26 protein-coding genes and 1 pseudogene are annotated in these 25,590 nt (G+C 40.7%); 7 read left to right on the forward strand and 20 right to left on the reverse strand.

Annotation, left to right across the window (positions count from 1 at the left end; all coding sequences use genetic code 11):
- Window positions 1–54: 54 nt before the first annotated feature.
- Complete coding sequence (metA, locus tag DFO73_RS07385) at window positions 55–963, forward strand: homoserine O-acetyltransferase MetA (protein WP_110064141.1); 909 nt, start codon at window positions 55–57, stop codon at window positions 961–963.
- Window positions 964–1,126: 163 nt separating this feature from the next.
- On the opposite strand, the gene DFO73_RS07390 is transcribed toward metA, so the two are convergent.
- Window positions 1,127–1,819: an AIM24 family protein gene (locus DFO73_RS07390; protein WP_110064142.1), complete on the reverse strand. Its 693-nt coding sequence runs from the start codon at window positions 1,817–1,819 to the stop codon at window positions 1,127–1,129.
- A complete protein-coding gene (locus DFO73_RS07395; protein ID WP_110064143.1) occupies window positions 1,816–2,520 on the reverse strand; it encodes a class I SAM-dependent methyltransferase in 705 nt (234 codons plus the stop codon). Before DFO73_RS07395 ends, DFO73_RS07390 begins: the two co-directional genes overlap by 4 nt.
- 152 nt (window positions 2,521–2,672) lie before the next feature.
- Here DFO73_RS07395 and DFO73_RS07400 point away from each other — a divergent pair, with 152 nt between their 5' ends.
- A complete protein-coding gene (locus tag DFO73_RS07400; protein WP_110064144.1) occupies window positions 2,673–2,891 on the forward strand; it encodes a DUF3892 domain-containing protein in 219 nt (72 codons plus the stop codon).
- A gap of 198 nt (window positions 2,892–3,089) precedes the next feature.
- Here DFO73_RS07400 and mntR read toward each other — a convergent pair whose 3' ends face one another.
- The 4 genes from mntR to DFO73_RS07420 all read right to left on the reverse strand — a co-directional run bounded on the left by mntR (window position 3,090) and on the right by DFO73_RS07420 (window position 9,829).
- Window positions 3,090–3,515, reverse strand: a complete 426-nt coding sequence (mntR, locus tag DFO73_RS07405; RefSeq protein ID WP_110064145.1) for a transcriptional regulator MntR — start codon at window positions 3,513–3,515, stop codon at window positions 3,090–3,092.
- 651 nt (window positions 3,516–4,166) lie between these two features.
- A complete protein-coding gene (locus DFO73_RS07410; protein ID WP_110064146.1) occupies window positions 4,167–6,329 on the reverse strand; it encodes a DNA topoisomerase III in 2,163 nt (720 codons plus the stop codon).
- A gap of 151 nt (window positions 6,330–6,480) precedes the next feature.
- Complete coding sequence (gene pulA / locus DFO73_RS07415) at window positions 6,481–9,378, reverse strand: type I pullulanase (protein ID WP_110064436.1); 2,898 nt, start codon at window positions 9,376–9,378, stop codon at window positions 6,481–6,483.
- A gap of 160 nt (window positions 9,379–9,538) precedes the next feature.
- The gene (locus DFO73_RS07420; protein ID WP_110064147.1) at window positions 9,539–9,829 is read right to left on the reverse strand and encodes a hypothetical protein; all 291 of its coding nucleotides are present in this window, start codon (window positions 9,827–9,829) and stop codon (window positions 9,539–9,541) included.
- Window positions 9,830–10,147: 318 nt separating this feature from the next.
- Between DFO73_RS07420 and cspD the strand changes: the two genes are divergently transcribed.
- A complete protein-coding gene (cspD, locus tag DFO73_RS07425; protein WP_009332654.1) occupies window positions 10,148–10,348 on the forward strand; it encodes a cold-shock protein CspD in 201 nt (66 codons plus the stop codon).
- Window positions 10,349–10,415: 67 nt separating this feature from the next.
- Here the strand turns inward: cspD and DFO73_RS07430 are convergent, their stop codons facing one another.
- Both DFO73_RS07430 and DFO73_RS07435 read right to left on the reverse strand, forming a co-directional pair.
- Complete coding sequence (locus DFO73_RS07430; RefSeq protein ID WP_110064148.1) at window positions 10,416–10,592, reverse strand: zinc-finger domain-containing protein; 177 nt, start codon at window positions 10,590–10,592, stop codon at window positions 10,416–10,418.
- A 26-nt stretch (window positions 10,593–10,618) separates the two neighbouring features.
- The gene (locus DFO73_RS07435) at window positions 10,619–11,275 is read right to left on the reverse strand and encodes a ribonuclease H family protein (protein WP_110064149.1); all 657 of its coding nucleotides are present in this window, start codon (window positions 11,273–11,275) and stop codon (window positions 10,619–10,621) included.
- A gap of 186 nt (window positions 11,276–11,461) precedes the next feature.
- Between DFO73_RS07435 and DFO73_RS07440 the strand changes: the two are divergent.
- The 3 genes and pseudogenes from DFO73_RS07440 to DFO73_RS07450 all read left to right on the forward strand — a co-directional run bounded on the left by DFO73_RS07440 (window position 11,462) and on the right by DFO73_RS07450 (window position 13,615).
- Window positions 11,462–12,136 (forward strand): annotated as a pseudogene (locus DFO73_RS07440) (queuosine precursor transporter).
- A 151-nt stretch (window positions 12,137–12,287) separates the two neighbouring features.
- Complete coding sequence (locus DFO73_RS07445; RefSeq protein ID WP_110064150.1) at window positions 12,288–12,674, forward strand: reverse transcriptase-like protein; 387 nt, start codon at window positions 12,288–12,290, stop codon at window positions 12,672–12,674.
- 20 nt (window positions 12,675–12,694) lie between these two features.
- Window positions 12,695–13,615: a DMT family transporter gene (locus DFO73_RS07450; RefSeq protein WP_110064151.1), complete on the forward strand. Its 921-nt coding sequence runs from the start codon at window positions 12,695–12,697 to the stop codon at window positions 13,613–13,615.
- Window positions 13,616–13,658: 43 nt separating this feature from the next.
- Here the strand turns inward: DFO73_RS07450 and DFO73_RS07455 are convergent, their stop codons facing one another.
- Both DFO73_RS07455 and DFO73_RS07460 read right to left on the reverse strand, forming a co-directional pair.
- Window positions 13,659–13,922, reverse strand: a complete 264-nt coding sequence (locus tag DFO73_RS07455) for a DUF6123 family protein (protein ID WP_110064152.1) — start codon at window positions 13,920–13,922, stop codon at window positions 13,659–13,661.
- 151 nt (window positions 13,923–14,073) lie between these two features.
- Window positions 14,074–14,535, reverse strand: coding sequence for a divergent PAP2 family protein (locus DFO73_RS07460; RefSeq protein WP_110064153.1), 462 nt, complete (start codon window positions 14,533–14,535; stop codon window positions 14,074–14,076).
- A gap of 229 nt (window positions 14,536–14,764) precedes the next feature.
- Between DFO73_RS07460 and sspL the strand changes: the two genes are divergently transcribed.
- Entirely contained in the window at window positions 14,765–14,902 is a 138-nt protein-coding gene (sspL, locus tag DFO73_RS07465; protein ID WP_026581140.1) for a small, acid-soluble spore protein L, read from the forward strand.
- A 137-nt stretch (window positions 14,903–15,039) separates the two neighbouring features.
- Here sspL and DFO73_RS07470 read toward each other — a convergent pair whose 3' ends face one another.
- From DFO73_RS07470 to DFO73_RS28525, 10 genes are all read right to left on the reverse strand, one after another.
- Window positions 15,040–15,930, reverse strand: coding sequence for a 5'-3' exonuclease (locus DFO73_RS07470; RefSeq protein WP_110064154.1), 891 nt, complete (start codon window positions 15,928–15,930; stop codon window positions 15,040–15,042).
- A 157-nt stretch (window positions 15,931–16,087) separates the two neighbouring features.
- Window positions 16,088–16,690 (reverse strand): hypothetical protein, encoded by a 603-nt coding sequence (locus DFO73_RS07475; protein WP_110064155.1) that lies wholly within the window; start codon window positions 16,688–16,690, stop codon window positions 16,088–16,090.
- 90 nt (window positions 16,691–16,780) lie between these two features.
- On the reverse strand, window positions 16,781–17,617 hold the full coding sequence (locus tag DFO73_RS07480) for a sulfurtransferase (protein WP_110064156.1): 837 nt from the start codon (window positions 17,615–17,617) through the stop codon (window positions 16,781–16,783).
- Window positions 17,614–17,805 carry a hypothetical protein gene (locus DFO73_RS07485; protein ID WP_110064437.1) on the reverse strand — a complete coding sequence of 64 codons (192 nt, stop codon included), beginning with the start codon at window positions 17,803–17,805 and terminating at the stop codon, window positions 17,614–17,616. Before DFO73_RS07485 ends, DFO73_RS07480 begins: the two co-directional genes overlap by 4 nt.
- A gap of 32 nt (window positions 17,806–17,837) precedes the next feature.
- Entirely contained in the window at window positions 17,838–18,587 is a 750-nt protein-coding gene (locus DFO73_RS07490) for a nucleotidyltransferase domain-containing protein (protein ID WP_110064157.1), read from the reverse strand.
- Between the two features lie 25 nt (window positions 18,588–18,612).
- Window positions 18,613–22,287 (reverse strand): dynamin family protein, encoded by a 3,675-nt coding sequence (locus DFO73_RS07495; protein WP_110064158.1) that lies wholly within the window; start codon window positions 22,285–22,287, stop codon window positions 18,613–18,615.
- A gap of 390 nt (window positions 22,288–22,677) precedes the next feature.
- Window positions 22,678–23,241 carry an isoprenylcysteine carboxyl methyltransferase family protein gene (locus DFO73_RS07500; RefSeq protein ID WP_110064159.1) on the reverse strand — a complete coding sequence of 188 codons (564 nt, stop codon included), beginning with the start codon at window positions 23,239–23,241 and terminating at the stop codon, window positions 22,678–22,680.
- Window positions 23,242–23,245: 4 nt separating this feature from the next.
- Window positions 23,246–24,331, reverse strand: a complete 1,086-nt coding sequence (locus DFO73_RS07505; protein WP_110064160.1) for a type III polyketide synthase — start codon at window positions 24,329–24,331, stop codon at window positions 23,246–23,248.
- A 231-nt stretch (window positions 24,332–24,562) separates the two neighbouring features.
- Window positions 24,563–25,336 (reverse strand): SDR family NAD(P)-dependent oxidoreductase, encoded by a 774-nt coding sequence (locus tag DFO73_RS07510; RefSeq protein WP_110064161.1) that lies wholly within the window; start codon window positions 25,334–25,336, stop codon window positions 24,563–24,565.
- 76 nt (window positions 25,337–25,412) lie between these two features.
- Window positions 25,413–25,559 carry a hypothetical protein gene (locus tag DFO73_RS28525; RefSeq protein WP_181395953.1) on the reverse strand — a complete coding sequence of 49 codons (147 nt, stop codon included), beginning with the start codon at window positions 25,557–25,559 and terminating at the stop codon, window positions 25,413–25,415.
- Window positions 25,560–25,590 lie beyond the last annotated feature (31 nt).

Consider the following 25,590-nt stretch of genomic DNA (forward strand, 5'->3'; position numbering starts at 1 on the left):
ATGAATCGTCTTTATAATAAGTTTAATTGAAATTTTGTCCAGGGAGATGATCACTTGCCAATTAAAATTCCTAAGCTGCTTCCGGCCAGGGAAATCTTAGAGGAAGAAAATATTTTCGTGATGGATGAGGACCGAGCCAGGAATCAGGATATCCGTCCTTTAAATATTCTTATTTTAAACTTGATGCCTGAAAAAGAAAAAACGGAAGCACACCTATTGAGGCTTCTGGGAAACACTCCCCTTCAGGTTAACATTTCATTTTTAAAAACTGCCACCCATCAGTCAAAAAATACAAGCCCAATGCATTTGGAGCAGTTTTATACAACCTTTGCCCAGATTAAAAATCGAAAGTTCGACGGTATGATTGTTACAGGCGCTCCTGTAGAGCTCCTTGACTTTGAGCATGTGGATTACTGGGAGGAACTTACCGAGATTATGGCGTGGACGAAAACTAATGTTACCTCTACCCTGCATATTTGCTGGGGTGCACAGGCAGCGCTATTTTATCACTTCGGAATCGGCAAATACGAGCTGCCGGAAAAATGCTCCGGCATTTATGCGCATGAAGTTCATGACAGAACCGAGAAGCTGCTAAGAGGATTTGATGACATTTTCCTCGCTCCTCATTCACGCCATACTGACGTCTATAAAGAAGAATTACTCAAGCATCCTGAAGTAAAACTGCTATCTTCCTCTGAAGAAGCCGGCCCTTTCATTATGAGCGCCAATGGCGGCAAACAGATCATGATAACCGGCCATTTGGAATATGAAGCTGCAACTCTTGCTGAAGAATACAGGAGGGACAGAAGCAGAGGCCTTCAGGTGCCTATGCCAAAACACTACTTCCCAAATGACAATCCAGGCAGGGAACCCTTTAACAAGTGGCGCTCGCATGCCCATTTATTATTTTCAAACTGGCTGAACTACTATGTTTATCAGGAAACCCCTTTCGAGTGGGATTAATTTTGAACCCTGCTTTGCCGGGTTTTTGTTCGGTAAGTTTGGTGCTTGGGGTTCGATTTTCAATGGCAAATATGACGTTTTGCGAATAAAACAATAAAACATGTTTAGCTAACATCAAAAAAAGCCGGTTTTGAAGAGGTTTCCCTCGCAAAACCGGCTTTTCTTATGACTGCTGTGCGTAATATACTTCTTCAAACGGCTGGACAACGACGAAACCGTTTCCGGAAAATTTCATTTGGATTGATTCACCGCTTCCTCTGCCCAAAAAGGTTTTAAATGAGATATCTGTTACAAATTCAGGTTCCAATGTTCCTGACCAGGCAACCGTAGCATTCGGGTCCGTATATACCGGGTTATCCGGTGTTACCATCAAGGTTAACGGTTCATAATGTGAGGTGATGGCGACCATTCCGGAGCCTTCCAGACGTACATTGAACAAGCCTCCGGCAATCATTCCGGCCATTCTTTTCATCAGTTTTATATCCCATTTGATGGAAGACTCAAATGCCAGCAGGTCGTTGCCGTTTACAAAAATAGAATTGCCATCGAGATTCAAGATAGATATTTTCTTCCCTTGGTCAGCAAGATATAGCTTTCCATTGCCTGTTGCTTTCATGAGAGAAGTGCCTTCTCCGGTGAGCGCCTTTTTAAACATTTTGCCTAATCCATGCTCCAGAATTCCTTCGCGTTCAAACTTAATTTGTCCGCGATAGGAGACCATCCCTCCGGCTTTTGCCCACACTTGATTGGTTAAATTAACCTCAAGCATTCTTGGTGTTTCCAGTTCAAATAATCCTTCACCTTTATCCTGCTGCTTTGTCTGGTTTACGAACTCCTCAATCGAGTAACGGCTCATTCTTCGCCCATTCCTTTCTTCTTCATATTTTCGAGCATAAAGACCCACATAAAAGACAATGACTGTTTCAAATTGACTGGCAGTGATCCTTTTGACAGGTGATCTGATGCTTTTTTATAGACACCGAGTTCACCAATTTTCACCCAGCCGTTTTCTTGTGCAAGTGCTTCAAATTCCCAGGGCATCATCGTATTGCATATAACTTTTTCGTTATATAGGCGGCGGTAGCTGTTTACACGCGGAGCGGCGGTAGGCCCCAGAATGCCGATGCATGCCCTTCCCTCCGGCTTGACAATTCTTTGCATTTCTTTCAAAACATCAAGGGGGCTTTCTGTCCATTCGAGTGAATTGATGGCAAGAACAGCATCAATGGAATTCTCCTCAAAGGAAAGGCAGGAAATATCACCTTTATTAAATTCAGCACAGGTATCAGCATTTAGTGCTTTTGCTTTATGTATCATTTCCTCGGACACATCGATTCCTGTCACCTTATAGCCTGCCAAAGCGAGCTTATAAGAACCATAGCCATCTCCGCACCCAAGGTCACATACCCTTGAACCTTTGTTTACATACTTTTCAAAAAAGGAAACAATATCTTTTCTGCTTCCTTCTTCCCACATTTCACGGCTTTTGGAATTCCAGGATTCCGAATTTTCATCCCAAAGCTTCTCAGCTTCTGCAGACCAGTTAAATGTTTTCATCCTATCCCCTCCGTCAGTAACTTTACTTACGTTTTTTCCCAAAAAAAGTTCCATTATTTTTAATTCGCTGGCTTCCGCAAAAAATCCTTTGATTATAAAACTGCTGGCATGTCAACAATATTGATAGAAAACAATTAAAGGAGAATTATTCAATGAACGGAGAACAGCTCGTAGCAGTCCATCGAAACCATAATGGAGAAATCCTTTCTTTCCAAACCTCCTCAGGGAGGATCATTTCGTATCGAAAAGCTATGCTGGAGGCTGAAGAGGGGTTAATTGAAGGCATACATGTAGCTGAAGAAGAGGATGGTTCTATGTCCATGATCCCAGCTGCCTCTTCTTCGTTTGATGAGTTTCCAAGCTTCTACTAGGGACTTTTCATTCCTCTAAATGAGAAGACTCTTTTTAGCCGATCAGTTGATTTCCGTTCGAGGATTTCAGCTTTCCGGGTGGCCCGACACTTCTCGGCGCACTGCGCCTAACGGTGTCTCCCTTTGACTCGCTTCTCCCTCTGGACGTTGATAGTCAAAAAAACCTGACCGCGGGGTCTTGCCCCGGTCAGGTTTTTTTTATTGCTCTTCTTCATTTTTCCTTTGAATATCTCTCAAAACTTCAATGCGATTATCATCTTCTTCAAAAAACTGCACTAAGTCACCAACCCGGTCAATAGCATCCCAGCTAAGGTGGTGTTCGATCCCTTCAACATCTTCATAAATATTTTCTTCTTTCACTCCAATAATGCGAAGGAGCTGTTCCAGAAGTTCGTGGCGGTAAACCAGCCTTTTGCCGATTTTCTTGCCTTTAGGCGTCAAAATCAGCCCCCTGTATTTTTCATATACAAGATATTCGTCTTTATCAAGCTTTTGAACCATTTTTGTTACAGAAGAAGGATGTACCGACAAGGCTTCGGCAATATCGGAAACCCGGGCATAGCCCTTGTCTTCAATTAACATATATATTTGTTCTATATAATCTTCCATACTTGGTGTTGGCATTTCGCAACCTCCTGCCACATAGAAAAGCGCAGAGCGCCTGCCTATCGGCGATCAGCTTAAGACAATCGCTGGCAGAAGGCGTTCTTTGCCTTCAGAAGCGATTGGCTTAAGACCTCGAGCCGATGGCGCTCGGAGCTAGACAACATTTTTAAAAAGCGCAAGCGCCTTGCCCACCCCCGACAAGCACAAGACGAGCCTCCGGGAAGGCGTTCTTTGCCTTTTTGGGAGGATTGGCTTGTGACCTCGAGGGGGTAGGCGCTGGAGCTAGACAGTTTTCGAAGTTCTAAGTTATATCTTCATATTGTATTAGAACAGCGCAGAGCGTCCTGTTCACTTTATATACTTTAAGAAAAGGCTTTATTAAACTCGAGTGCTGATTTCCGCTGCAGGCACTCAGCGAACCGCGGGCTTCTCACGCTTCTTGGCGTTCCGCCTTCGTGTGGTCTCTCTTGTGTACGCTTTTTCCCGGGACAATGAATAAGCTTCCCGGAACTTCCAAAGGAAATGCGAATGCATTTTTTCGAGGAGTCTCGCGCATTCCGCTCTAATCAACAGAGTGCCAAAATCAGCATCAAGCTTTAACATAAGACTTTAACGATTTTACTACAGTTGATAACGGGAGACAAGGCAATATGTCACAGACAGCCAAATTTAGGCCTTTTGCGGGAAAACAAATTTAATTCTGTTTTCTTGTCCATCCCATGATAATTTAGCAGAAAAGGTTTTATCTTTTCCTTTGCTTGTAAAGCCGTCCACTACCTCTGTCTCTCCGTCTTTTAAAAGCTGCTTAAGAATTTTTTGCGTAATGGACTTACCCATAATTTTTTTTGAAATGGTAAAACCGCATTTGGTCTTATTGTAGTTGGAGCATCCGTAAAAGCTGCCTTTATCAACAACTTTTCCATCGCATAGCTTGCATTGCCCCAAATTGACCGCTCTTTTTTGTTTGAACTTTCCTGGAATAAAGCCTTCTTTATCTTCTTCGGAGAATGTCCATTTTCCTGCATTATTAACTGAGGCATCAATAAGATGGGTAACCATTTTATTCGTTTGGTCCATGAACTGTTTTGGCGAAGCCGCTCCATCTGATATATCCTTAAGCCGCTTCTCCCATTTTGCTGTCATCTCCGGGGAAGCCAGTATTTCAGAGCCAATGGCTTCTATCAGGATTTTTGCTTTGGAATTTGCATAAACCAGGTTCTTTTTAATATCAATATATTTGCGGTCTTTAAGCATTGTAATAATTCCGGCCCTTGTGGCTTCTGTACCAAGGCCTTCCGTTTTCATCAATACTTTTTCAAGTTCTTTATCTTCGATTTGCTTTCCAGCTGTTTTCATAAGTGTAATCAGCTGTCCCTCTGTATAGCGCTTTGGCGGCTGTGTTTTGCTTTCCTTAACATCAGACTTAACCACAGTACCCTTATCGCCTGCCTGCAATAAAGGCAGAACAGGTTCATTTTCCTTCTCCTGCTGCGGAATCACTTTTCTCCAGCCTTCTTCCAGCTGTACTTTTCCTTTTGATAAAAATAAAGCTCTGCCACCAACGAGAGTTTTAATGGTTGTATATTCCGTTACAGCTTTGCCATAATGGGCAGCAATTAAGCTCCTTGTAATAAGGTCATAAAGAATTTTTTCATCCGATGATAATTTTTGCAGGTCAGGTACTTGCTCGGTCGGAATGATTGCATAGTGGTCAGTAACCTTTTTATCATTTACATACCGTTTATTTTGCAGAATCGAGCTAACAGGCAGAGGAAAAAATTCCTTGTACTCTTCCTTCGCTTCCATTTTCCTGAGGATTTCTGGGAACATTTCCGCTTCACCCTCTGTCACATGCCTTGAATCGGATCGCGGATAGGATACAATACCTTTTTGATATAGCTTCTGCAAGACGTCAAGCGTCTTTTTTGGGGGGAATTTAAATCGGCGGTTTGCTTCAGCCTGCAATGCAGATAAGTTATAAAGCATCGGCGGCAGGAACTCTTTCTTTTCTGCTTGAACCTCATCTACTTGAGCATCTTTATTCTGGCAAAAAGCCGCAATTTTTTCGGCGAGCTCCTTTGTTTTAATTCTTGTTTCGCCATCGTTTTCCCACTTGCCCGTATATTTTTTTCCGTCCATATTAAATTGGGCTGTAACCTCCCAAAATGGTTCGGATACAAAATTTTGAATCTCATTTTCTCTTTTTACAATTAAGGCAAGTGTTGGAGTCTGAACCCTTCCTACTGAAAAAACATCTGAAAAGCCCTGCTGCTGAAGAAGCAGGCTATACAGGCGCGATGCATTCATTCCAACGACCCAGTCAGCACACGCTCTCGTATAGGCTTCATAATAGAGATTACGCGTATCGCCTTCATCAAGGAGAGCAAGGAATCCTTCTCTGATTGCTTTAGGCGTTAATGAAGAGATCCACAGCCTTTTCATTGGCACTCTCGACCCTGTTAGCCTTAGGATATTCCGGATGATAAGCTCACCCTCACGTCCTGCATCACCCGCATGGATGACTTCTGTCAGACTTGGATTCGAAAGAAGCTGTTTTATAATATTAAATTGCTTTGATTTATCTTTTGTGACTTCGTATTGGAACTGCTCAGGGATTATGGGCAAGGCGTTAAGCGACCATTTTTTCCATTCCCTATCATATTTTTCAGGAGCAGAAAGCTGGCATAGGTGCCCTACCGCCCAGGTTACATATGCTCCTTGGGGAAATATATCATTTGGGAAGATTTCAATATATCCCTGATGTTTCTTCATCTTAAAAATAGAAGCCAGCGTTAATCCCTGGTCGGGTTTCTCCGCAATAATCAGTTTCATAATTTAGCTCCCTTGCGTAATAAAACAAAATATAGATTTCTATTTTAATATTAACCTAAAAATTTGGCAAAGAGAGCAAAAATACTTTTACTGGGGAAAATTTTTTCAAAACAAAAGAAGAACCCCCTAAAGGGATTCTCCTTATCGCCGCTTATCTTTTCAGTACAAAGCTTGTTAAAGCTGGAACTTCGATGGTTTTTGAGCGGTACACTTTAAGTGTCTTTACACCTGCCTGATTGCCATCTGCGAGCAAATGCCATGGGCCATTGCCATGGAGCGTGATTTCCACAGACTCTTGATTGCCGTTATGGACAACAACAATCTCTTTGGCTTTATCGTTGAATGCTGCTGCTTCCAGGCTGTACGCTACTGTATTTTCCGGAGCGTCCAGAAACTTAAGGTGTGACTGAATATCTTCTGCTGTTGTCATTCTAAATGATTTGTAATACTTGCGAAGAGTAACCAGCCCTTTGAAATAGCCCACTTCTTTGCTAAAATCAGCCCGGCGGCCCCAGTCAAGCTGGTTGATACTATCAGGCGACTTGTAGCTGTTATGATCTCCATATTTTGTCCGCATAAATTCCTGCCCTGCATGGACAAAGCTAACGCCCTGGGATGTCAAAATAATGGAGGAAGCCAATTTATGCATTTTCTTTCTCTCTTCTTCTGTAGCATTTGGGTTGGTTAGTTCAAGCTTATCCCAAAGAGTGTGGTTGTCATGAGCCTCAACGTATGTGACTACTTGTTCAGGATCTTTATACGTGGCCATTGTTTCAGGATAATCCATTCCCGCTGCGATTCCCTGCTGAACGAATTCCTCCATGCCTTCTTTGCCGTTTACAAAACCTTTATCAAGTTCATTAAATACACTGCCCTTTAAGCCATCGCGGATGCCATCATTGAAATGGCCGATGCCAGGCATATCCTCTGCATTTTTCTGATTGGCCTTCACCTCAGCTGAAAGAGGAGTGTTTAAATCCCATCCCTCTCCAATGATGATAATAGAAGGATCAATCTCATCCAATGCATCCCTGACTGCATTCATTGTTTTACTATCATGGATCCCCATCAAATCAAAGCGGAATCCATCCAAATTATATTCCTTTGCCCAATAAATGACAGAGTCAACAATAAACTTTTGAACCATTTTTCTTTCAGAAGCAGTATCATTGCCTACGCCTGTGCCATTTGCCAGTGTTCCATCTTCGTTGTATCGGAAGTAATAGCCAGGAACCAGCTTGTGGAAGCTTGACTCATTTACAGCAAATACATGGTTGTAAACCACATCCATTACAACACGCAGCTGATGATTATGCAGCTCCTGGACCATCGTCTTAAGTTCCTTAATTCGAGCAGCAGGATTGTATGGATCAGTAGAATAGGAACCTTCCGGAACATTATAGTTTTTCGGATCATATCCCCAGTTAAATTGAGGTTCATCGAGCTTCGTTTCATCTACTGTACGATAATCATAGATTGGCAGGAATTGAACATGTGTTACACCTAGATCCTTAATATGATTTAAGCCCGTCTTCACACCATCAGAATTTACGGTATTTTTCTCTGCTGCTCCAAGGAATTTCCCTTTATTGTGGATGCCGCTGTCTTTATGAATCGATAAATCCCTGACATGGACTTCATAAATAATAGAATCCTCAGGATTTGTTAATTTAGGCTTGCGGCTGTTCCAGTTGTCCGGGTCTGTTGAATCTAAATCCATAACAACTCCCCTGTCGCCATTCACCGTAACTGAACGGACATATGGATCTGTCGCTTCCGTCCATTCTCCGCCGATCTTAACTTTATAATTGTAAATCAACCCATTCTGATCTCCAGCCATAACTGTTGACCATGTGCCTTTTTCCCCTTTTTCCAGAGGCAGTTCTTCACCGGTTTGGTCATCCCAGCTATCATACATAACTAATACTGCTTCACTGGCAGTAGGAGCCCAAAGCCTGAAGGAAGTCTTTTCCTTGGAATACTGATTTCCCAGTTCGCCATCATAATAGAACGCTTCATCAAATTCAGCTGACCTTACAACCTTGCCAATCGTAACGTCAGCTTCTCCAAATGAATTCATGAAAACACGATAGGGGAGGTTGAAATCCAGTTTATTTTCGGTTATCACTTTTACCTTATTAGTGAATTCTTTATCTTCATTTCCATCAAAAGGAACAACTTCTTTAATAACTGCGTTCTCGATTTTTAATTGTGAATCCCATTTTCTCCACTCGAAAGGAAAATTGGTTTCCAGTGTTATTTGGTTAAAGCCATCCATTGCGGCATCTAAAATTCTTGGGTTCGTATCAATATAGGCAGGATTATAGTAAATCCTTTCTGTGCCTTGTACAATCCAGATTTCAGCGTTCCCCTCTTCATCAAACTTTGTAATGTAACGGTCACCGAATTCCTTCATGGCCCAATCATTTCCGTCTGCACTTTTCCTTACAATAAATCCAGCCTTCGTCATTCCTTCTGGTTTCTCCAGTTCAAATTCAGCAACTTTTCCAAAAGCATCCTCAGATGTAAAGTCTACTCTCTTACCCTCTCCATCATATGGCCATGTCCATAAATTCCAGCCTTCATAATTCCCATCATAGCGGAAATAATGAAGCTTCACTTTTACCTTTTCAAAAGATGGAAAGTTACGGTATTCGCCGTCTGGAGGTGATGTATATGTATTTTCGTCGCCTCCTTTTACCCAGACTTCGTTATTGCCGCTTTGGACGTCAATGAATCGGTCTCCTCCATCTTTTTCCCAGCTATCTGTACGAACGATAAATCCGACCTCATTGTAGCTCCCTTGCAGGTCAACTTCGGCTACTAGCCCAAACTCATCTTCTCCCGTAAATTCAAAAGCCTGTCCGTCACCGTCTTTTGGCCATATCCATAAATTCCAGTCCTTCGTATCTCCTTCGGCAGGCTGATAATGAATAGTAATACTAGTTACGGGACCGCTTGCTGTTGTGCTTTCTGCCGATGCAAACGTTTGCATAAATGTGGATAAAAAATTGGATGTGACCATAATGATTGCTATGGCCATGAACATAAACTGTTTAAGTCCTTTCACTTTGCCCCTCCTCTTTTATTTTAATAGATTCCTTCAAACTTATTTTAAACCATTAAGGAAAGCGTTTGCATAAGGCGAAAGACTCAGGGCTTTGGCTTTTTTGCAATGGAGGGCCCAATAAAAAATCGGCTTTCGCCGATCAGTTTTTCTTGTACGGTTTTATTGTAAGGTTCTTCTGGATGTACCATTTATTTTCTGTGACAATGTTGGAGACAGTTAAAATCATCGACGGGATTTTTTCAACATTAAATACGATGATGCCTAATAGGTCATTCATAATGATAAATGAATCTCCATGCGAAAAAAAAGGGAGCTCGCTGCCAAGCTGAAGGATTGAACTGATTATGGCCTGCTTTTCTTCCGCTTCAATTTGGATATTGGGTGAAAACCTCAAAATCCAATCCTGATTCTCAATGGAAAACCGGTACATTTCCTCACCCTTTAAGAAACAATATAATTAATAATAAATATGAAAAAAACAATTAAATATGATATCAAAAACACTGATAAAATATTGAAAATCTTAAAATTGAGCACAGATTTTTAAATATTTAAAATATTTTATTGTTTTTTGTAAAAATACGCTTGTATTCCTTGACGGAAAGTGCCCATTCGTGTATATTATAATCATCATTTAACAGAATATATTTCCGTTATTTCAAAAAATATCTGCTCTATATTTTGTTAGATGGTAATATTCATCTAAGGCACCTGAAGTGTCTTGAAAGGCTTAGGAGGAAAATTAAACATGCAAAACGGTAAAGTAAAATGGTTCAATAACGAAAAAGGTTTCGGCTTCATCGAAGTTGAAGGCGGAGACGATGTATTTGTACACTTCACTGCTATCCAAGGCGAAGGTTTCAAATCTTTAGAAGAAGGCCAAGAAGTTTCTTTTGAAATCGTTGAAGGAAACCGCGGACCTCAAGCTGCAAACGTTGTAAAACTATAATTCAAATATAACAATAATAAGGCTGGCATCTGCCAGCCTTTTATTTTGTCCGCAAACCGCCCAGAAGTCAGCTCAGCTTGCTTCCAATCAATTTAATTTTTTCACCAACCGTGCATTCAGTTATGCAAAATCGATGGGCATATCTGCGTCCTTTTTCCTCTTTGTGGTGTTTATGAAGAAAACAGCCTTTGCAATAGTTGGCCATCAGTTCCTCCACTTCATTGAATATTTCCTTTCTGCTCAAATTTTTCACGCCTTCCTTGTTTCCATTTATATGATCTGCATTCTGCTATTAATGAATTTCCCTTCAAGAGCCTGGCCAGCCAACTTATCCGCTTCTTTGTTCCCGTTACGCGGAATTGGTGTATATCTTGGAAGAATTCCAAGCTTTTTAATCTTTTCTTCAATCCGGTCAAGCCAGCGATTAAGGTTTTCTTCATAACATGGCCAATCACCTTCAAGCTGTTTCAGGACGACCTGGGAATCTCCCTTGAACTCACAGGTCATATGATGAACACCCATCTCCTCAAGAAGGTTTACTGTAAAATAAATGGCAGCATACTCTGCTTCATTATTATTATCCATTTCATCAAAAAGCTCATTTGCCCGTATACGGTATTTCTTTTTGCCCTGTTTAAAGTAAATCACTGCCCCAAGTCCTGCCTGGTTTGTTTCTTTATTGAACCCGCCATCAAAAAATACGGTAATATCATGCGGATCCTCTTCTACTTCCGTTAAAAGCTTCCTCATTTCCTTGGTACTCCATGATGTGCCAATTTCATCATAGTAGATAACTTCTTTTCCCTTGCCGGACCTTTCTATATCCTCTCCTACTTGCAAAGCCGTTTCCCCGTCAATCCAGTCTGAAGTAAAATGAACATCTTCATTCCCTTTTAGTTTATATTTCCATTCCACTTTATATTTCATTTATTTTCAGCCTTTCTATACTTTTTTAGCTGGTCACCTTTTTAGAACGGTTCGCAATAGTTGAATTTCTGATTCTTTTCTCATTCTAGTACTAACTGAGTATATTTCAAGGTATAATGGTCAATGACAATCAAATAGACCCTGCGGTTCGGAAACTCCCGCATTATCAAAACTAGGAGGTATACGATGTTTAATGAATGGTTTGGATTGCTCTTTGCCCTTATCAATTTTATATTAGTTCTAGCCATGTACCGCCTTTTTGGAAAAACCGGCTTGTTCGTATGGATTGGCTTTTCCACTGTAATGGCCAATCTTCAAGTAGTTAAAACAGTTGAAATGTTTGGCCTGACTGCAACCCTGGGGAACGCCATGTACGGAACCGCCTTTCTTGTTACGGATATACTGAATGAAAAGTACGGGAAAGACGAAGCAAAAAAAGCAGTTTAGCTTGGTTTCTATACACTTTTGGCAATGACCCTCATCATGCAGATGGTACTATTGTTTAAACCGCATGAAACGGATTTTGCCCAGGAAGCTCTTAGCACCATTTTTTCCATCCTGCCGCGGATCGCTGCAGGAAGCCTGGCTGCCTATTTAGTCAGCCAATTGACCGATGTTTATATCTTTACCTATTTGAAAAAGAAATTTCCAAAAGAAAACCAATTCTGGATTAGGAATAATGACAGCACTATGATAAGCCAATTATTAGATACGCTGATTTTTACCAGCATTGCTTTCCTTGGCGTATTTCCAATGGAGGATTGGATTCAAATATTCTTCACGACGTATGTCCTTAAATTTTTAATAGCTATACTTGATACCCCATTTGGATATATGGCCAAACGGTTTCCGGTAAAATAAGCCCAAATGATTGAAGGATGCCAAAATGGTATCCTTTTTCTGCTATATAAAGGATTTTTATGATAAACTACATTTAGTTTACCCTATTGCAGTATTAAATAAAGTGAAACTCACTCCTTGCAATACCAGTTGAATAACAGGAGGCAGAGCAATGATTGAAGTATATATTGATGGTGCGAGTGCCGGCAACCCTGGACCAAGCGGTGCAGGAATTTTTATAAAAAATAATGGAGAAGTTGAGCGCTACTCGATTCCTTTAGGCGAAATGGAGAATCATGAAGCAGAGTACCGTGCATTTTTAAAGGCCCTGGAAATATGTATTGAAAAGGGTTATAAAATTGTATCCTTCCGTACAGACTCACAGCTCGTCAATCGTGCAGTAGAAAAGGAATTTGTAAAAAATAAAAAATTTGCCCCCTTGCTTGAAGAAGCATTGAAGCTCACAAGGCAATTTGATTTATTCTTCATGAAATGGGTGCCTAGTTCGGAAAATAAAGCAGCTGATGAATTAGCCCGGGCAGCCATCCGCAACATTTAAACGAAAGGGGAAGATAATTAATGAACAGATCTACAATATTCGCGGATATAAGCCTCTTGCTCGTTGCGTTAGTTTGGGGATCTACCTTTGTACTCGTGCAAAATGCCATAGCATTTTTGGAACCATACTCCTTTAATGGTGTTCGCTTTTTCCTTGCAGCCGTTCTGCTCGGAGGATGGCTAGTTCTTTTCGAAAAAAAACAGCTGAAGCTTCTGGATAAGAATCTGCTGGCTTCAGGGGTCATTATGGGTCTTTTTTTATTTGTCGGCTATGCTTTCCAGACAGTGGGCCTGCTGCACACTACTTCATCTAAAGCTGGGTTCATTACCGGTTTAAGCGTAGTAATGGTTCCCGTATTTTCTTTCATGCTATTAAAAATCAAACCGGGAATTAATGCCGTTACAGGAGTCTCAATTGCAACTGTTGGACTATACCTGCTTACAATGACAGATAAAGTCTCGCTGAATATTGGAGATGCGCTCGTATTCATATGTGCTGTTGGTTTTGCCCTTCACATTATTTTTACGGGAAAATACAGCAGCAAATATCCTGCCCTGCTGTTGACTGTCATCCAGGTAGCCACTGTTGCTCTGTTGTCGATGATTTTTGCACTTTTCACTGAGAATTGGCAGCAGGCATTCCAGCCTGAAATTTTGTTTCAATCTAATGTGCTGGGAGCTCTTATTGTGACATCTCTTTTTGCAACTGCCATTGCTTTCTTTGCCCAGACAACTTTTCAGAAATATACAACACCGACAAGGGTTGCCCTCATTTTTGCAATGGAACCCGTTTTTGCAGCAGCAACCGGATTTATATGGGCAAACGAAAGGTTATCTTATAGTGCAGTGATTGGCTGTCTCCTTATTTTTGCAGGCATGGTTTTTGCAGAAATCCCTGCCAAAAAAAATTTTTTTATATTGAAGAAAAAAGCGGCTTCCTGATTGGCAGCAAAGCAAAAGGCGTGTTCTCAAGTGACACGCCTTTTTAGATAATCAGTTTTTCTTTTACAAACTTTACAGCTTCTCGCCTGCTGCTGATCTCATTTGAAACCAGTGTTTCCAGTAATGATACGTAAAAACTCCCGTCAAATGATTTCTGTGCTTTTAACGTTAATTCAATGGCCGCATTTGCAAGCTCATCTGAAGCATTTGTATAATTTTTGCCAAAGTAAATGAAGCCAATTGCGTCTTCCCGTAATTGAAAACCTTTACTTTGCAAAAAATGCAAATATTCTTCAACTGTCTTCACAAACCTTACCCTCTTCCCCTGCTCCCTTTACTTTCTCCTAAATCTTACCTGATTTTTCGACAATTATCTACCTTTTTCTGCAAAATGCAGGCAGGGATTGTCCATCTTTGGAATTTGAATTGAAGGCGGCTTCACGTTATGTCGTGTCTAATTATTTTTTCTTTGTAAGAAGATAGCCAAGCGTACCTGTAAGCACTCCCAGAAGAGCTCCTCCTAAAACCTCAGCAGGCTGATGGCCGAGCATCTCTTTTAGCTTTTTGGGACCTTCCTCTTCAAATTTTACTGTCTCATCTTTATGGATCTTATCAACCAGCTCGCCAAGGCTGTTTACCTTTAACGTAAGCTCACCGGTCTGGCGCCTGATTCCCTGGGCATCATACATAACGATTAAACCGTATACAAGCGACAGAGCAAAGTCAACAGTCGGAACTCCGCGCTTTAATGCAATAAAAGTCGTTAAGGAAGAAACACCTGCCGAATGGGAACTCGGCATGCCGCCTGTCTGGAAAAATAAATCCGGACGAAGCTCCCCTTCTTTTACATAATGGATAGGAATCTTCAGCCCTTGTGCCAGTCCTATACTTAACAGAGCTATATAAACTCCTTTATTCATTTCAGATTCACCTCTTTTATATTGTGAAGTATGCAGATTGTTATTATTCCTCCAGAAAATGCTGATTAGAGCTTAATGTCATTGTGAAATAAAACCAGCATATTTGAGGGAAAGCATGCAGCATCAGTTGCTAAATTGTACCCTGCATAGAGATGATTAAAACACAAAGACTTAAACAATAATAAGGTTATCAAAATCGGTAAATGATTATTTAAGGGAGGTGAATCACTTGAGCAAAAATGGACATACAAACAGAGGAAAGAAAGCTCCTGGCGTAAACCCTCAAGGATACGGGCAGGATGCGGAATTTGCAGAAGAGCCGAAGAGCAAGCTGGAGAATGCTGCGAAAAAGAAAAATACAAAATAATGAAGATATGGCCGCCTGTTGAAGGCGGTTTATCGCTGAAGTTTGAGGTTTATGCGTGAATACCAGTTAACACGCGGCCCCTTCTTTATAGCGTACATCAAAAACAAAACTCCAGGCCGCAGTCTGGAGTTCGCATTTTAAGCATATTCTTTTTTCAGATCAAGAAAGCGGTGAAGGCCGCGGAATTCGATTTCGGTGAATTTTTCGATTACCTTTTCACGGTTCAAAATAAATTGGGCCAGATCTAGTGGACATTCAACGGGCACATCGCATTTTATTTCAGCAAGCTGCCTGCTTAGGTGGAGCATCTCTAGATCCTGTTCAATTTTGGTACGCTGCCCTTTTGTCAGCTGCTCCAGGTTTTCAAGGACGCCTTCAATATGCTCATACTGCTGCAGCAACTTTAATGCGGTTTTTTCACCAATCCCCTTTACACCAGGATAATTATCGCTAGTATCGCCCATGAAGGCTTTTAAGTCGATCATCTGCTTTGGTGTAATGCCTTTTTCTTCATAGAAGGTTTCGGTTGTATGAACCAGGTAATTGCCGTAGCCCTTTTGCAATAAAATAACAGAAATATTATCATCCAAAAGCTGCAGGATATCCTGGTCGCCAGTAAGAATTAGCACTTCTGCTTCCTGGCTCGCTGTTTTCGCAATAGTTCCAATACAATCATCGGCTTCATATCCCTCTAATCCAATATTGGGAACATCAAAGGCTTCGACAACTTCCTTTACAAGATCAAATTGGGGCACAAGCTCAATGGGAGCCTCAGGGCGATTTGCTTTATATCCATCAAACATTTCTGTACGGAAGGTTTTGCTTCCCATATCCCAGCAGACAGCCACATGTGTAGGGCTGAAAGATGAGACTGCAGTTAAAAAGTGTTTTACAAAACCGTAGACTCCATTTGTTGGAATTCCTTTTGAATTTATCATAAACTGGCCGGAAACGGCGGTGGCAAAATAGGCTCTGAATAAAAGCGCCATCCCGTCTACAAGCAGCAGTGAAGGTTTGTTTTCGTTCATTTCTTCGCCTCCCGGTTATAATCATTAGTGAAACTTTCATCGGAGGGAATGTTTTTTTCCCTTTGATGGTTAATTGAACTTATTGGGCCATTAATCTGCGGTAACTACTATTATAACATGGGTATCTCCGGCATTCTCTTGAAAAGTTTTACAGGAATTATTCTGTTTCCCTAATTAGTTCAACTCCATGCTCTTCAAGTTCAAAATAAGTCGCGTTTCTAGCCTTGCGTATATTATCATTCAAAAGATAGGAATAAGTTGTTCCATCTTTAAAGGTAAAGATCAGTTTATCATCTGACATAATGCCCATTTCATTTTTGACCGTTTGCCTCGCTTGTTTAATCTCTGACCACTCGTAGTGCCTCTCTTCCAAACTGAATAATTGATTATAGTGAACTCCGGTTTCATCGATGTAATGGTAATAGTCAAAGCTGAGTATTAATGTGGCCAGCGAAGAAAAAAGTCCGATGCCGATGATTGTTTTTCCAAGCTTGCCGAACTTCTCTGCACTGTGAAGCCAAACACCCGCAATCATAAAAATCGCTATCGCTACAAGTGCAAAACTAAATGTTAAATAAGCGGATTTAGGCGCTTCAAATACCCAGGTTCCTGCTGGCCTATACATATACGTCTGAAAGGGAGTCAGAAGAAAAATAGGAACAAAGATGGCAGAAAGAATAAGAATTATAGCCGTTGTCACCAATATTTGATTAATATCGGTTTTTTGCTTTTTCGTTATGGTATAACCTGAAGTATTCATTTAAGACCTCCATTATCTAAACATATCAAACCTTTTAAATTATATAACATTTCCTACAGTAAAAAAATCCCTTTTTTAGAAGGGATTTCTCTATTTTTCGACAGTTTCAATTTTATTTTCGTCATATGATATCCAATCACTAAAGCTTCCCGCATATAACTTTACATTGCTGTATCCGGCTTCCTTTAAAGCAAGGAAATTGGGCGCTGCAGTGACCCCTGATCCGCAATAGACGATCACTGGCTTGTTTTTATCGATTTCTGCAAACCTTCTCTCCTGTTCCGCAATTTCTTTAAATATGCCATTTTCATAAGTCTCAAGCCAAACTTTATTGATTGCCCCTGGAATGTGCCCTGCTTTTTTGTCGATTGGCTCTTCAAGCCCCAAGTACCGTTTGGCTTCTCTTGAATCGATTAATACAGCCGCATCAGTGTTTTCTGACAGACTTTTAACCTCTTCATAAGGAGCAAAAATTTCAGGCTGAAGCTCAATGTTAAAATCAGCAGATTTGAAGCTTGGTATTTCATTATTTACGGGATATTTGCTGCCAACCCATTCTTTATATCCGCCGTTTAAGATAAAGACTTCTTTATGTCCCAGATAGCGGAGCAGCCACCAGAACCGTGAAGCAAAAGCCCCTTCCCCTCCATCATAGGCAACAACTGTTGTTTCCCGGCTGATTCCCGCCTTCTCAAGTGCATGTTTAAGCTGATCCAGCTTTGGCAGTGGATGCCTTCCTCCATGTTTTTTAACCTGGCCAGAAAGATCTTTCTCAAGATCAAAATAGACAGCATTTGGAATATGGTTTAAAGCATACAGGCTGCGTCCTTCATCAGGCGAGCCCAGTTTAAACCGGCAATCCGCGATTCTTACATTTGGATCGTCAAGTTTGTTTAAAAGCCATTCTTTTTCGATTACATACTTCATCCCAGGTTCTCCCCTTTTCTTTTTTCCATCAGCCGGACTACTTGTTCCTTTGGAGTCCAGCAGTTAAATTGATAGTCAGGTTTCGTTTCATAGCCAAGCCTGCTGCAAAAATAATACATTCCATCTTTGCGCTTTTGAGTATTGAAGTTAACACAGGTAGCGCATGCATGAAAAGAATTCTTCTCCATAGCTCTCCCTTTTTCGATTTCAGACATTATGCCTATATCCCAAGCAGCTCCCAAAGCCATTTATTTAGGGACGTTACCTGGCTGCTGCCTTTATTCAATCTGTCAGCTGCCGCTATCATTGCCTCTTTTTCTTTCTCCAGTCTGCCAATCATAGTGTCAGCATAATCCCCATCAATAAGGCCTCCATATTGTTTTTCTTCTGCAAGCTCCCGATAAAAATGTGTGAAATCATTTTCTTCCTTGATTAGAAAAAGCCCTTTGAAAAGAAAATGGCCATCCAAATGATCAGTAACGAGTATCTGTTTTGCGATTAAAAAAGCTCTCACTGCCTGTATAAGCAATTTCTGCTTTTTCTCTGTGATTGTTTCTTTCTTGGCAGCTTCCTTTAAATTTCGGGACAGGAGCTGGCTGTAATGCAGAAATAATTTATATTGTGAAAATTCGCCTTCTACTATTCTCTTTAGCTTTACAGAAAATTGTTCCTTGTCCCGGTATATAACGGGTGAATATGCCCATTCGTAAATACTTGGGTTTGACTTTTTCATCAGGCCAAATGCTTTGAAAATATCCCAGCCATGCGCATCAAAAGGAATATCTGTGTCGATAACCTCCTTTGCACGTTCAAGGGAAAGGTAAGTCTTTAAGTCCCTGTGTTTGTATATGAAGCGGATATCATAGTCTGATTCCGCATCATCTGTACCCCAGGCCCTGCTCCCTGCTTCACATGCAAAAAGGATATCGATATTATACTTTTCTTCTGTAGCCCACAGCCATTTTTCCATGAGAAATGCAGCAACCTTTCAAATATTATTTCTCGTATTGGGCAATTTCCCTCTCAATTTCTTTCAGTTCTTCAATTGGGAAATCATCTTTTAAAGCAGCGGTAATTCCTTCGTAGTATTCATTGACCTGCTCAATGAGTGAATCGAGCAGTCGCTCAAATTCTTTCTTTAGCAGGCTGTTGTAATGGAATTTTAACCTTGCACTTTCAGCCTGCAAATAACGCTCAGCCGGTTCCTGCAAGCTATTCTCAAGCTCATCCGCCAACTGCTTCCGCTCATTTTTCTCAAAGAAAGATTTCGGGTTTTTGAAATATGATAAAGCTTTTTTAAACTGTGTATGATCCTCGTTTGAAAAAGCAGGTTCAAATTCTATTCCATCCAATGCGGTTGGCTCATATAAACTAAAAGACAAATCACTGTTCACATTAGCTGCTGATTTCGAAATAGTCTCCTGCTGCTGCCCGAGAAGCCTGGCAATATAAGTTTCAAGCCTTAGGGTTGTCGCACGGAGCTCCTGGGCAAAATCAAATCCGAAGCTGGCAAGAAAATCATCAAGCGCTGCTTTCAGCATCTTCTTTAAATTCCTGCCGTCATCCTTTAAAAGTGCCGGGTTGAAAGCCTCCTTAATAAAATCCCCAAAACGCAAAAATACTCTTTGCTTGATATAAAAAACAAGCTCATCTGTTTCCTGTTCAAGCCTTTGAGACAGCAATTCAGGATTTTGTTTCCGTATAAGGCCTGAAATTGTTTTATGTTCTTCTTTCAGCATCTTCAGCTTTTGAACTCTTACGTCTTTGTTTTCCTGGGAAGAGGAAATATAAGATCTTAACTGGCCTAATAAACGTTTCCATTCTGTTTCTGCAGATGAGATAGAGATGTTCAGTAAATCTTGATTGATAAACGAATAAAAGCATTTTTCAAAGGAGCTGATATTGGATGTTTCTTCTTTGCTTCTATCTATTTTTTCAGACAGAGCTTGAAGGCTGGATACCCCAAATAAATGAGGTCGGCGGATACCGTATTGCACCAACTGGTCTTCCACATAATCTAGCACTGACTCTTTTTCTTCCTCGTTATCCGCAAGATCAATAGCATTGACGATAAAGAACATTTTATCGAGGGCAAAGGTATCTTTCACCCGTCCCAATTGAATAAGAAACTCCCTGTCTGCTTTCGAGAAGGCATGATTATAATAGGTTACAAAAAGAATAGCATCGGAGTTTTTAATATATTCAAACGCAACGCCTGTATGTCTTGCATTAATGGAATCCGCACCAGGGGTGTCAACTAGTGTGATTCCCTGCCTGGTCAACTCGCAATCATAATATACTTCGATCGTTTCCACGAAGCATGATTTTTCCTCATTGGCAACATAATCCTTAAATTCTTCCAGATCAGCTTTAATTGTGTTCCCAAGCAAATCATGGAACGAATTATACCCATGCAAAAAAGCATTTAGAAAAGCAAAATGAGTCTTTTCATTCGCATCGAAATCCTGGTTGTCACCAGTTATTTTGCTTATAGCTGCAGCTGCTTCGTCAAAACTGCTGGCTGTATAGTCAAAGACTCTTAAAGAATGATTTACATCGTTAAAGATAGAATCGGAATCCTTGACCTTTACAAGAACTGTTCCGTGTGTATTCTCACTGGAAACAGGCTTTATCTTATTGATTGCTGCTGTTGTCGGGTTTGGGGAAACAGGCAGCAGCTTTTCGCCGATTAAAGCATTCGCAAAGGAAGATTTCCCAGCACTGAAAGCTCCGAACAGTGCAACAGTGAATTCTTTGCTCTCAAGCCTTGCTGCTTTTTCGGCCAAGTCTCCGGAAAGCTTTCTGAAGCCAGGCAAATCCTTAACAGCCTGAGCGGTAAAGGTAAGCTTATCAATAACAGGCTGCACAGAAACCGAAGGTGCAGCATGTTCAGCAATGTCCTGTTCTTCATTGTGTTTCGGCTCCATTAACTGCTCTTCCTGCTCTTCCTGCTCTTCCTGCCCTTTTTGCAGGAAAACAACTTCAGCATCTTCAACATGCTCTGCAGTAAGAACTTTGGCTTTCTCTTGAAACTCTTTATAGGAAAATTCTCCTGCTAGGTATGCCTCCATTTGGCTTGCTGCTGTTTGGATTTTTTCACCAATTGAATTTAACGCATTTATTGCTTCGGCATAATTTTTCAGTTGGAGGAGGTCTTTTTGAAGCTTTGCCTGCTCATGCCTGATTTTATCCTCTAAGGCAGCCAGAAGTGCTTCTTTTAAAACAGCTGCATTGTTCTTTGCTACTCTTTTAACAGCTTCGGCCGTATCATTGGTATACTGCAGCACATAATCGCCTGAAACCATAGCGCCAGTCTTCACCGTTTCGGCTAAAAGTTCAGGCTCAAAGTGCATTCTGAATCCCTGGGCTTGTGCCAATAAGCCAGGATCGTGAATACCATGCTGTTTGAATTGCTGCAGAAACAGCTCCTTTAAATGCCATTCCAATTGAGACTTGACTTTTTCGGAAAAGTCCTGATAAAAACGTTCAAGTCTTGCCTTCCTTTCCTGCTCTGTTTTCTGTTTGCTGAAAAAAAGGCCGACTTTAAACTCTGGCTGGCGGGACTCTAGGTAGGACTCAGCCAGTTCTCTAGTCTGGAAAGGCATTAGATAAGCGTTTTTCAATATCTCATCGATTTTGTCGCTAACCTCGATATCCGCTGTATCTATAGAATTTTTCAGCTTCTTTAATTCAGTTTCTATATTTGCCAATTTAATGGGAAGCTGATCCCGTTCCTGCTGTTCAAGTTCAGCCAGTTTTTCTTCCCATTTCTCCCTTTCTGCTGCATTTGATTCATTCAGAAATTTAAGATGGTCCTCTGTAAGCTTCTTCAGAGAGTTGAAGACGGAAACAGGCAGGAGTTCCTCACGGTTAGCAATACTCTCATTAATAAAATGCTGAAGTGTGTAGAACTCATTTTCTTTATGGTTTTCATCTTTTAAAGAAGTGTAGAAAATCCGCGCAGGCCTCACTCCCCAGGAAGCAAATGAGTCTTTCACACTTTTCTTGAAGTGCTCAAAGCTTAGTTCCTCATCCCGGTGCTTATCTATTTGATTGATGACAAGATAAACTTCTTTGCCTGCAGCCGTGAGTTCTTTTGTAAAAAGGAAATTCAATTCGGACTGGACATGATTATAATCCATTACATAAAAAACAAGATCAGCCAAATGCAAAGCAGATTCTGTAGCAATTCTATGAGCATCATCCGTTGAATCGATTCCCGGTGTATCCATAATGACTGCCTTTTTTGGCAAACTTGTTTTGGAATGGCTGATCTCAATGGTTTGGATCAAATCGCCATCCTTGCAATAAGACTTTACTTGCCCGTAATCATATGGCGCAGGATACAGTCTTGGCTTCCCTTCCTTAAATATAACTTTTGCGTAATCCTCTTCTCCGGATTTAACTTTTACCAGATTAGCACTGGTTGGAATCGGTGATGACGGCAGGAGGTTCTCTCCCGCGAGTTTGTTAATCATGCTCGATTTACCCGCTGAAAAATGCCCGCAGAAGGCAATGGCGAATTCCTGGTCTTTTAGCTTTAACGCCAGATCTTTTGCCCTTTCAGCCGTCTGCCCATCCTGATTTTCTTTGGCATATGTATATAAAGCGGTAATTTTGTTCAATAATTCAGTTTGTTGTAATCCTGGTTGCATTGCCGTTTTAGCCATTTACATTTATCCCCTTGTAACTTCAATTTACTACCTATTTTAAATGATTTTCGTGCGTTTTCCTATACGGGAGTCCTTATTCTTTGATTTTTCTAATATTTCTTGTTAAAAATCCGCTTATCATAATAAGGTTATCATTTCTAACAAAACAAAAACCAGGCAGGCGCCTGGTTTCAAACAATTCAATAATATTTATCTTGTGTGTGGTTTTGCAACGTTATTTAAGACATGTTTCATAACTAGTGAGTACGCCGCGATTGTACCGGCAACGAAAACGATTGTCATATGTAGCAACACCTTTCCTATTGGAATGATATTGAGAATAATTTTCAACTTCAATTAGAATTTTATCACGAACGATAATCATTTTCAATAGGGGTCATAAAATTATCAAACTTTTTTAATATCTTTATCAGGTTCTGGCCTGATCCTCAAAAAAGCATCTTCGTATTCAGTTAGCTCCCTAAGTGCTTTTTCTTCAGCCGGTATTCTGATGGACAGGATCAAAATGTTCAGCAACGTAAAGACAATCGCTGTAATATAAGCCTGAAACATTAAGGGAATCACCAAAAACTCCGCTGCTACAATCGCATAATTAGGGTGCTTTATAAATTGATATGGTCCCCTTTTTACGACCTTTGCACCTGGCAGGACAATAATTTTTGTATTCCAAAATCGGCCAAGAGAAAACAGAGCCCACATTCTTCCTGCCTGAGTGATCACAAATAGAAGGAGGAGCATTGGCCATAAACGCGACAGGCCTTTTTCAAAAAATAATACTTCAAAGATATAGCTGACAAAAAAGAGGACATGCGTCAATACAATCCACGGGTAATGCCGATGGCCAAACTCCAGCGCTCCACGCTCTTTCATCCATCTTTCATTATTTTTGGCAACCACAAGCTCAAATACACGCTGTAAAATGATTATGGTAATAAATAAGAAAAATAACATGTTTTTACTCCCACTCCAAAAGCAGCAATTCCGAACTAAATCCCGGTCCGAGTGCAGTTGCAAGCCCGGTTTCTCCCTGCTGGCCGAATTCCATAAATCTTTTTAGAACATACAGGATGGTCGCCGATGACATATTTCCATATTCTCTCAAAATCTCAAGTGATATTTTCGTCATTGCCGGATCAAACTGCAGAGCAGTTTGATAGGCTTCGATGACCTTTTTTCCACCGGGATGGGCAACAAAATGGTTCACTTCTTCCATTTTTATTCCCTCCCTCTGCAAAAATTCCGATACATTCGGTTTTAGCCAGCTTTCTATAATAGCAGGTATGTCCTTTGAGAAAACGACATATAAGCCCTCATCTTTCACTTCCCAGCCCATCACATCCAAAGAATCACGCATCGTTGTGGATTGAGTTGCCAATATACGGGGAATGGCCGCCTGCTTCTGAAAATCTTCCCTTTTAACAGCATCACCCGTTAAAAGTGCACATGCTACTCCATCTGCAAAAAGGGATGTGCCGATTAAATTACTTTTTGATCGGTCGTTACGCTGGAATGTCAAACTGCATAATTCAATCGATAAAACCAAAACCTTTGCCTTAGGGAAAGCAAGGCAATATTCATAAGCTCTCGAAAGACCTGAAGCGCCGCCCGCACAGCCTAAACCCCAAATTGGAATTCGCTTTGTGTGTTCCGAAAAGGAGAGCATATTCATGATTCTTGCTTCAATGCTTGGTGTGGCGATGCCTGAACTTGAAATCGTAAAGATCGCGTCAATCTCTTCATAAGGAATTTGCTTCTTAAGAAACGTTTCGCTACTTAAACAATTTTTGATCGCTTTTATACCTAACTCAATAGCTTTGTCAATATACGCATTATTTCTTTCTTCAAACGATTTGTCTGCCTTAAACCATTCCAGGCCCTTTGCAAAATGGCGCTTTTCAATTTGTCCGTTATGGAAAGCTTTTAAAAGTCGTTCAATATCCTTAAAGGATTCTGAAAATAAATCTCTCGCAAAATCCATTACCTGTTCCTGTCTTAGCACATGTGCAGGTACAGCTTCTGCAACTGATACGATCGCTGGCATTCATGACGCTCCTTCTCATGCTTTCTCTTAATTTTTCCAAATAAATGCAGATTATGCTTAACCTTTTATGTATGTAACCTAACAGACTCTATTTGAAACTGGAAAAATAAAAAAAGCTCCCTCCGGATTGGAGGGAGCAATGTGTTTTGAAGGAGTTGTTGTGCATCTTTATTATATATGAATGCTCGAATTGATAGCATTACTAAATCTTTTCCAATTTAAAGTATGTGTTTAGAATCCGTGTATAGTCATGCCGCCATCCACAAATAAGGTTTGGCCAGTGACATAGCTGCCGGCAGAGGAAGAAAGGAAAACCGCAGGACCAACCAGTTCTTCCAGCCCTCCTACCCTTTTTAGGGGAGTAACAGCCAGGATATCTTTTATGTATTCTTGATCAGCCAATAATGTTTCAGTCAGAGGGGTCTTAAAATACCATGGCCCGATGGCATTAACATTGATATTATGGGCTCCCCATTCCATGGCGAGGACTTTAGTCATTTGGATTAAAGCCGCTTTGGTTGCAGCATAAACAACTCCAGTTCTTAAGGCTACATGTCCAGCAACAGACGCAATTGTAATGATTCTTCCAGGTGTATTCTTTTTCCTCATAACCTTTGCGGTTTCCTGTGACATCATAAACGCTGATTTAAGATTAGTATCCATAATGGTTTGCCACTCTTCATCCGTAACATCCAATGCCTTCGAACGGATATTCATACCTGCATTATTTATTAAGATATTAATTTCATTCCATTCGGCAGCCACCTTTTGAACCGCATTATGTACATTTTCCCTTTTTGTTACATCCGTTTGGATTACTAAAGCCTTTCTGCCCATAGTTTGTATAATACCAGCCGTCTCCTCTAAGTCAGAAACCGTTCTGGATAATAGAGCAACATCTGCTCCTGCTTCTGCCAGACCAATGGCCAAAGCTCTCCCAATTCCTCTTCCAGCACCTGTAACAATGGCTTTTTGGCCATCCAGGCGAAATGTTGGTAAATACATATTTTATCAATCCTTTGTCTGAAAATTAATTTTATTTTAGCATAATAAAACTTTTTCACACAAAAATGGCATCGGATTATTCCGATGCCCCAAATTGATTTTGATTTTTTTGATGTTTTTGAACTTCGATATAAATCTTCTTCGTAACAAGCAATCCGCATGCCTCACAAATTTCTTCTTCATTATATAAAAGCCGGCAATGGTCGCAATAATACTTTTCCATTCCAATCCACTCGCTTTCCTGTGAAGAACAA

The sequence above is a fragment of the Cytobacillus oceanisediminis genome, from assembly GCF_003182355.1.
Classification (GTDB): Bacteria; Bacillota; Bacilli; order Bacillales; family Cytobacillaceae; genus Cytobacillus; species Cytobacillus oceanisediminis_A.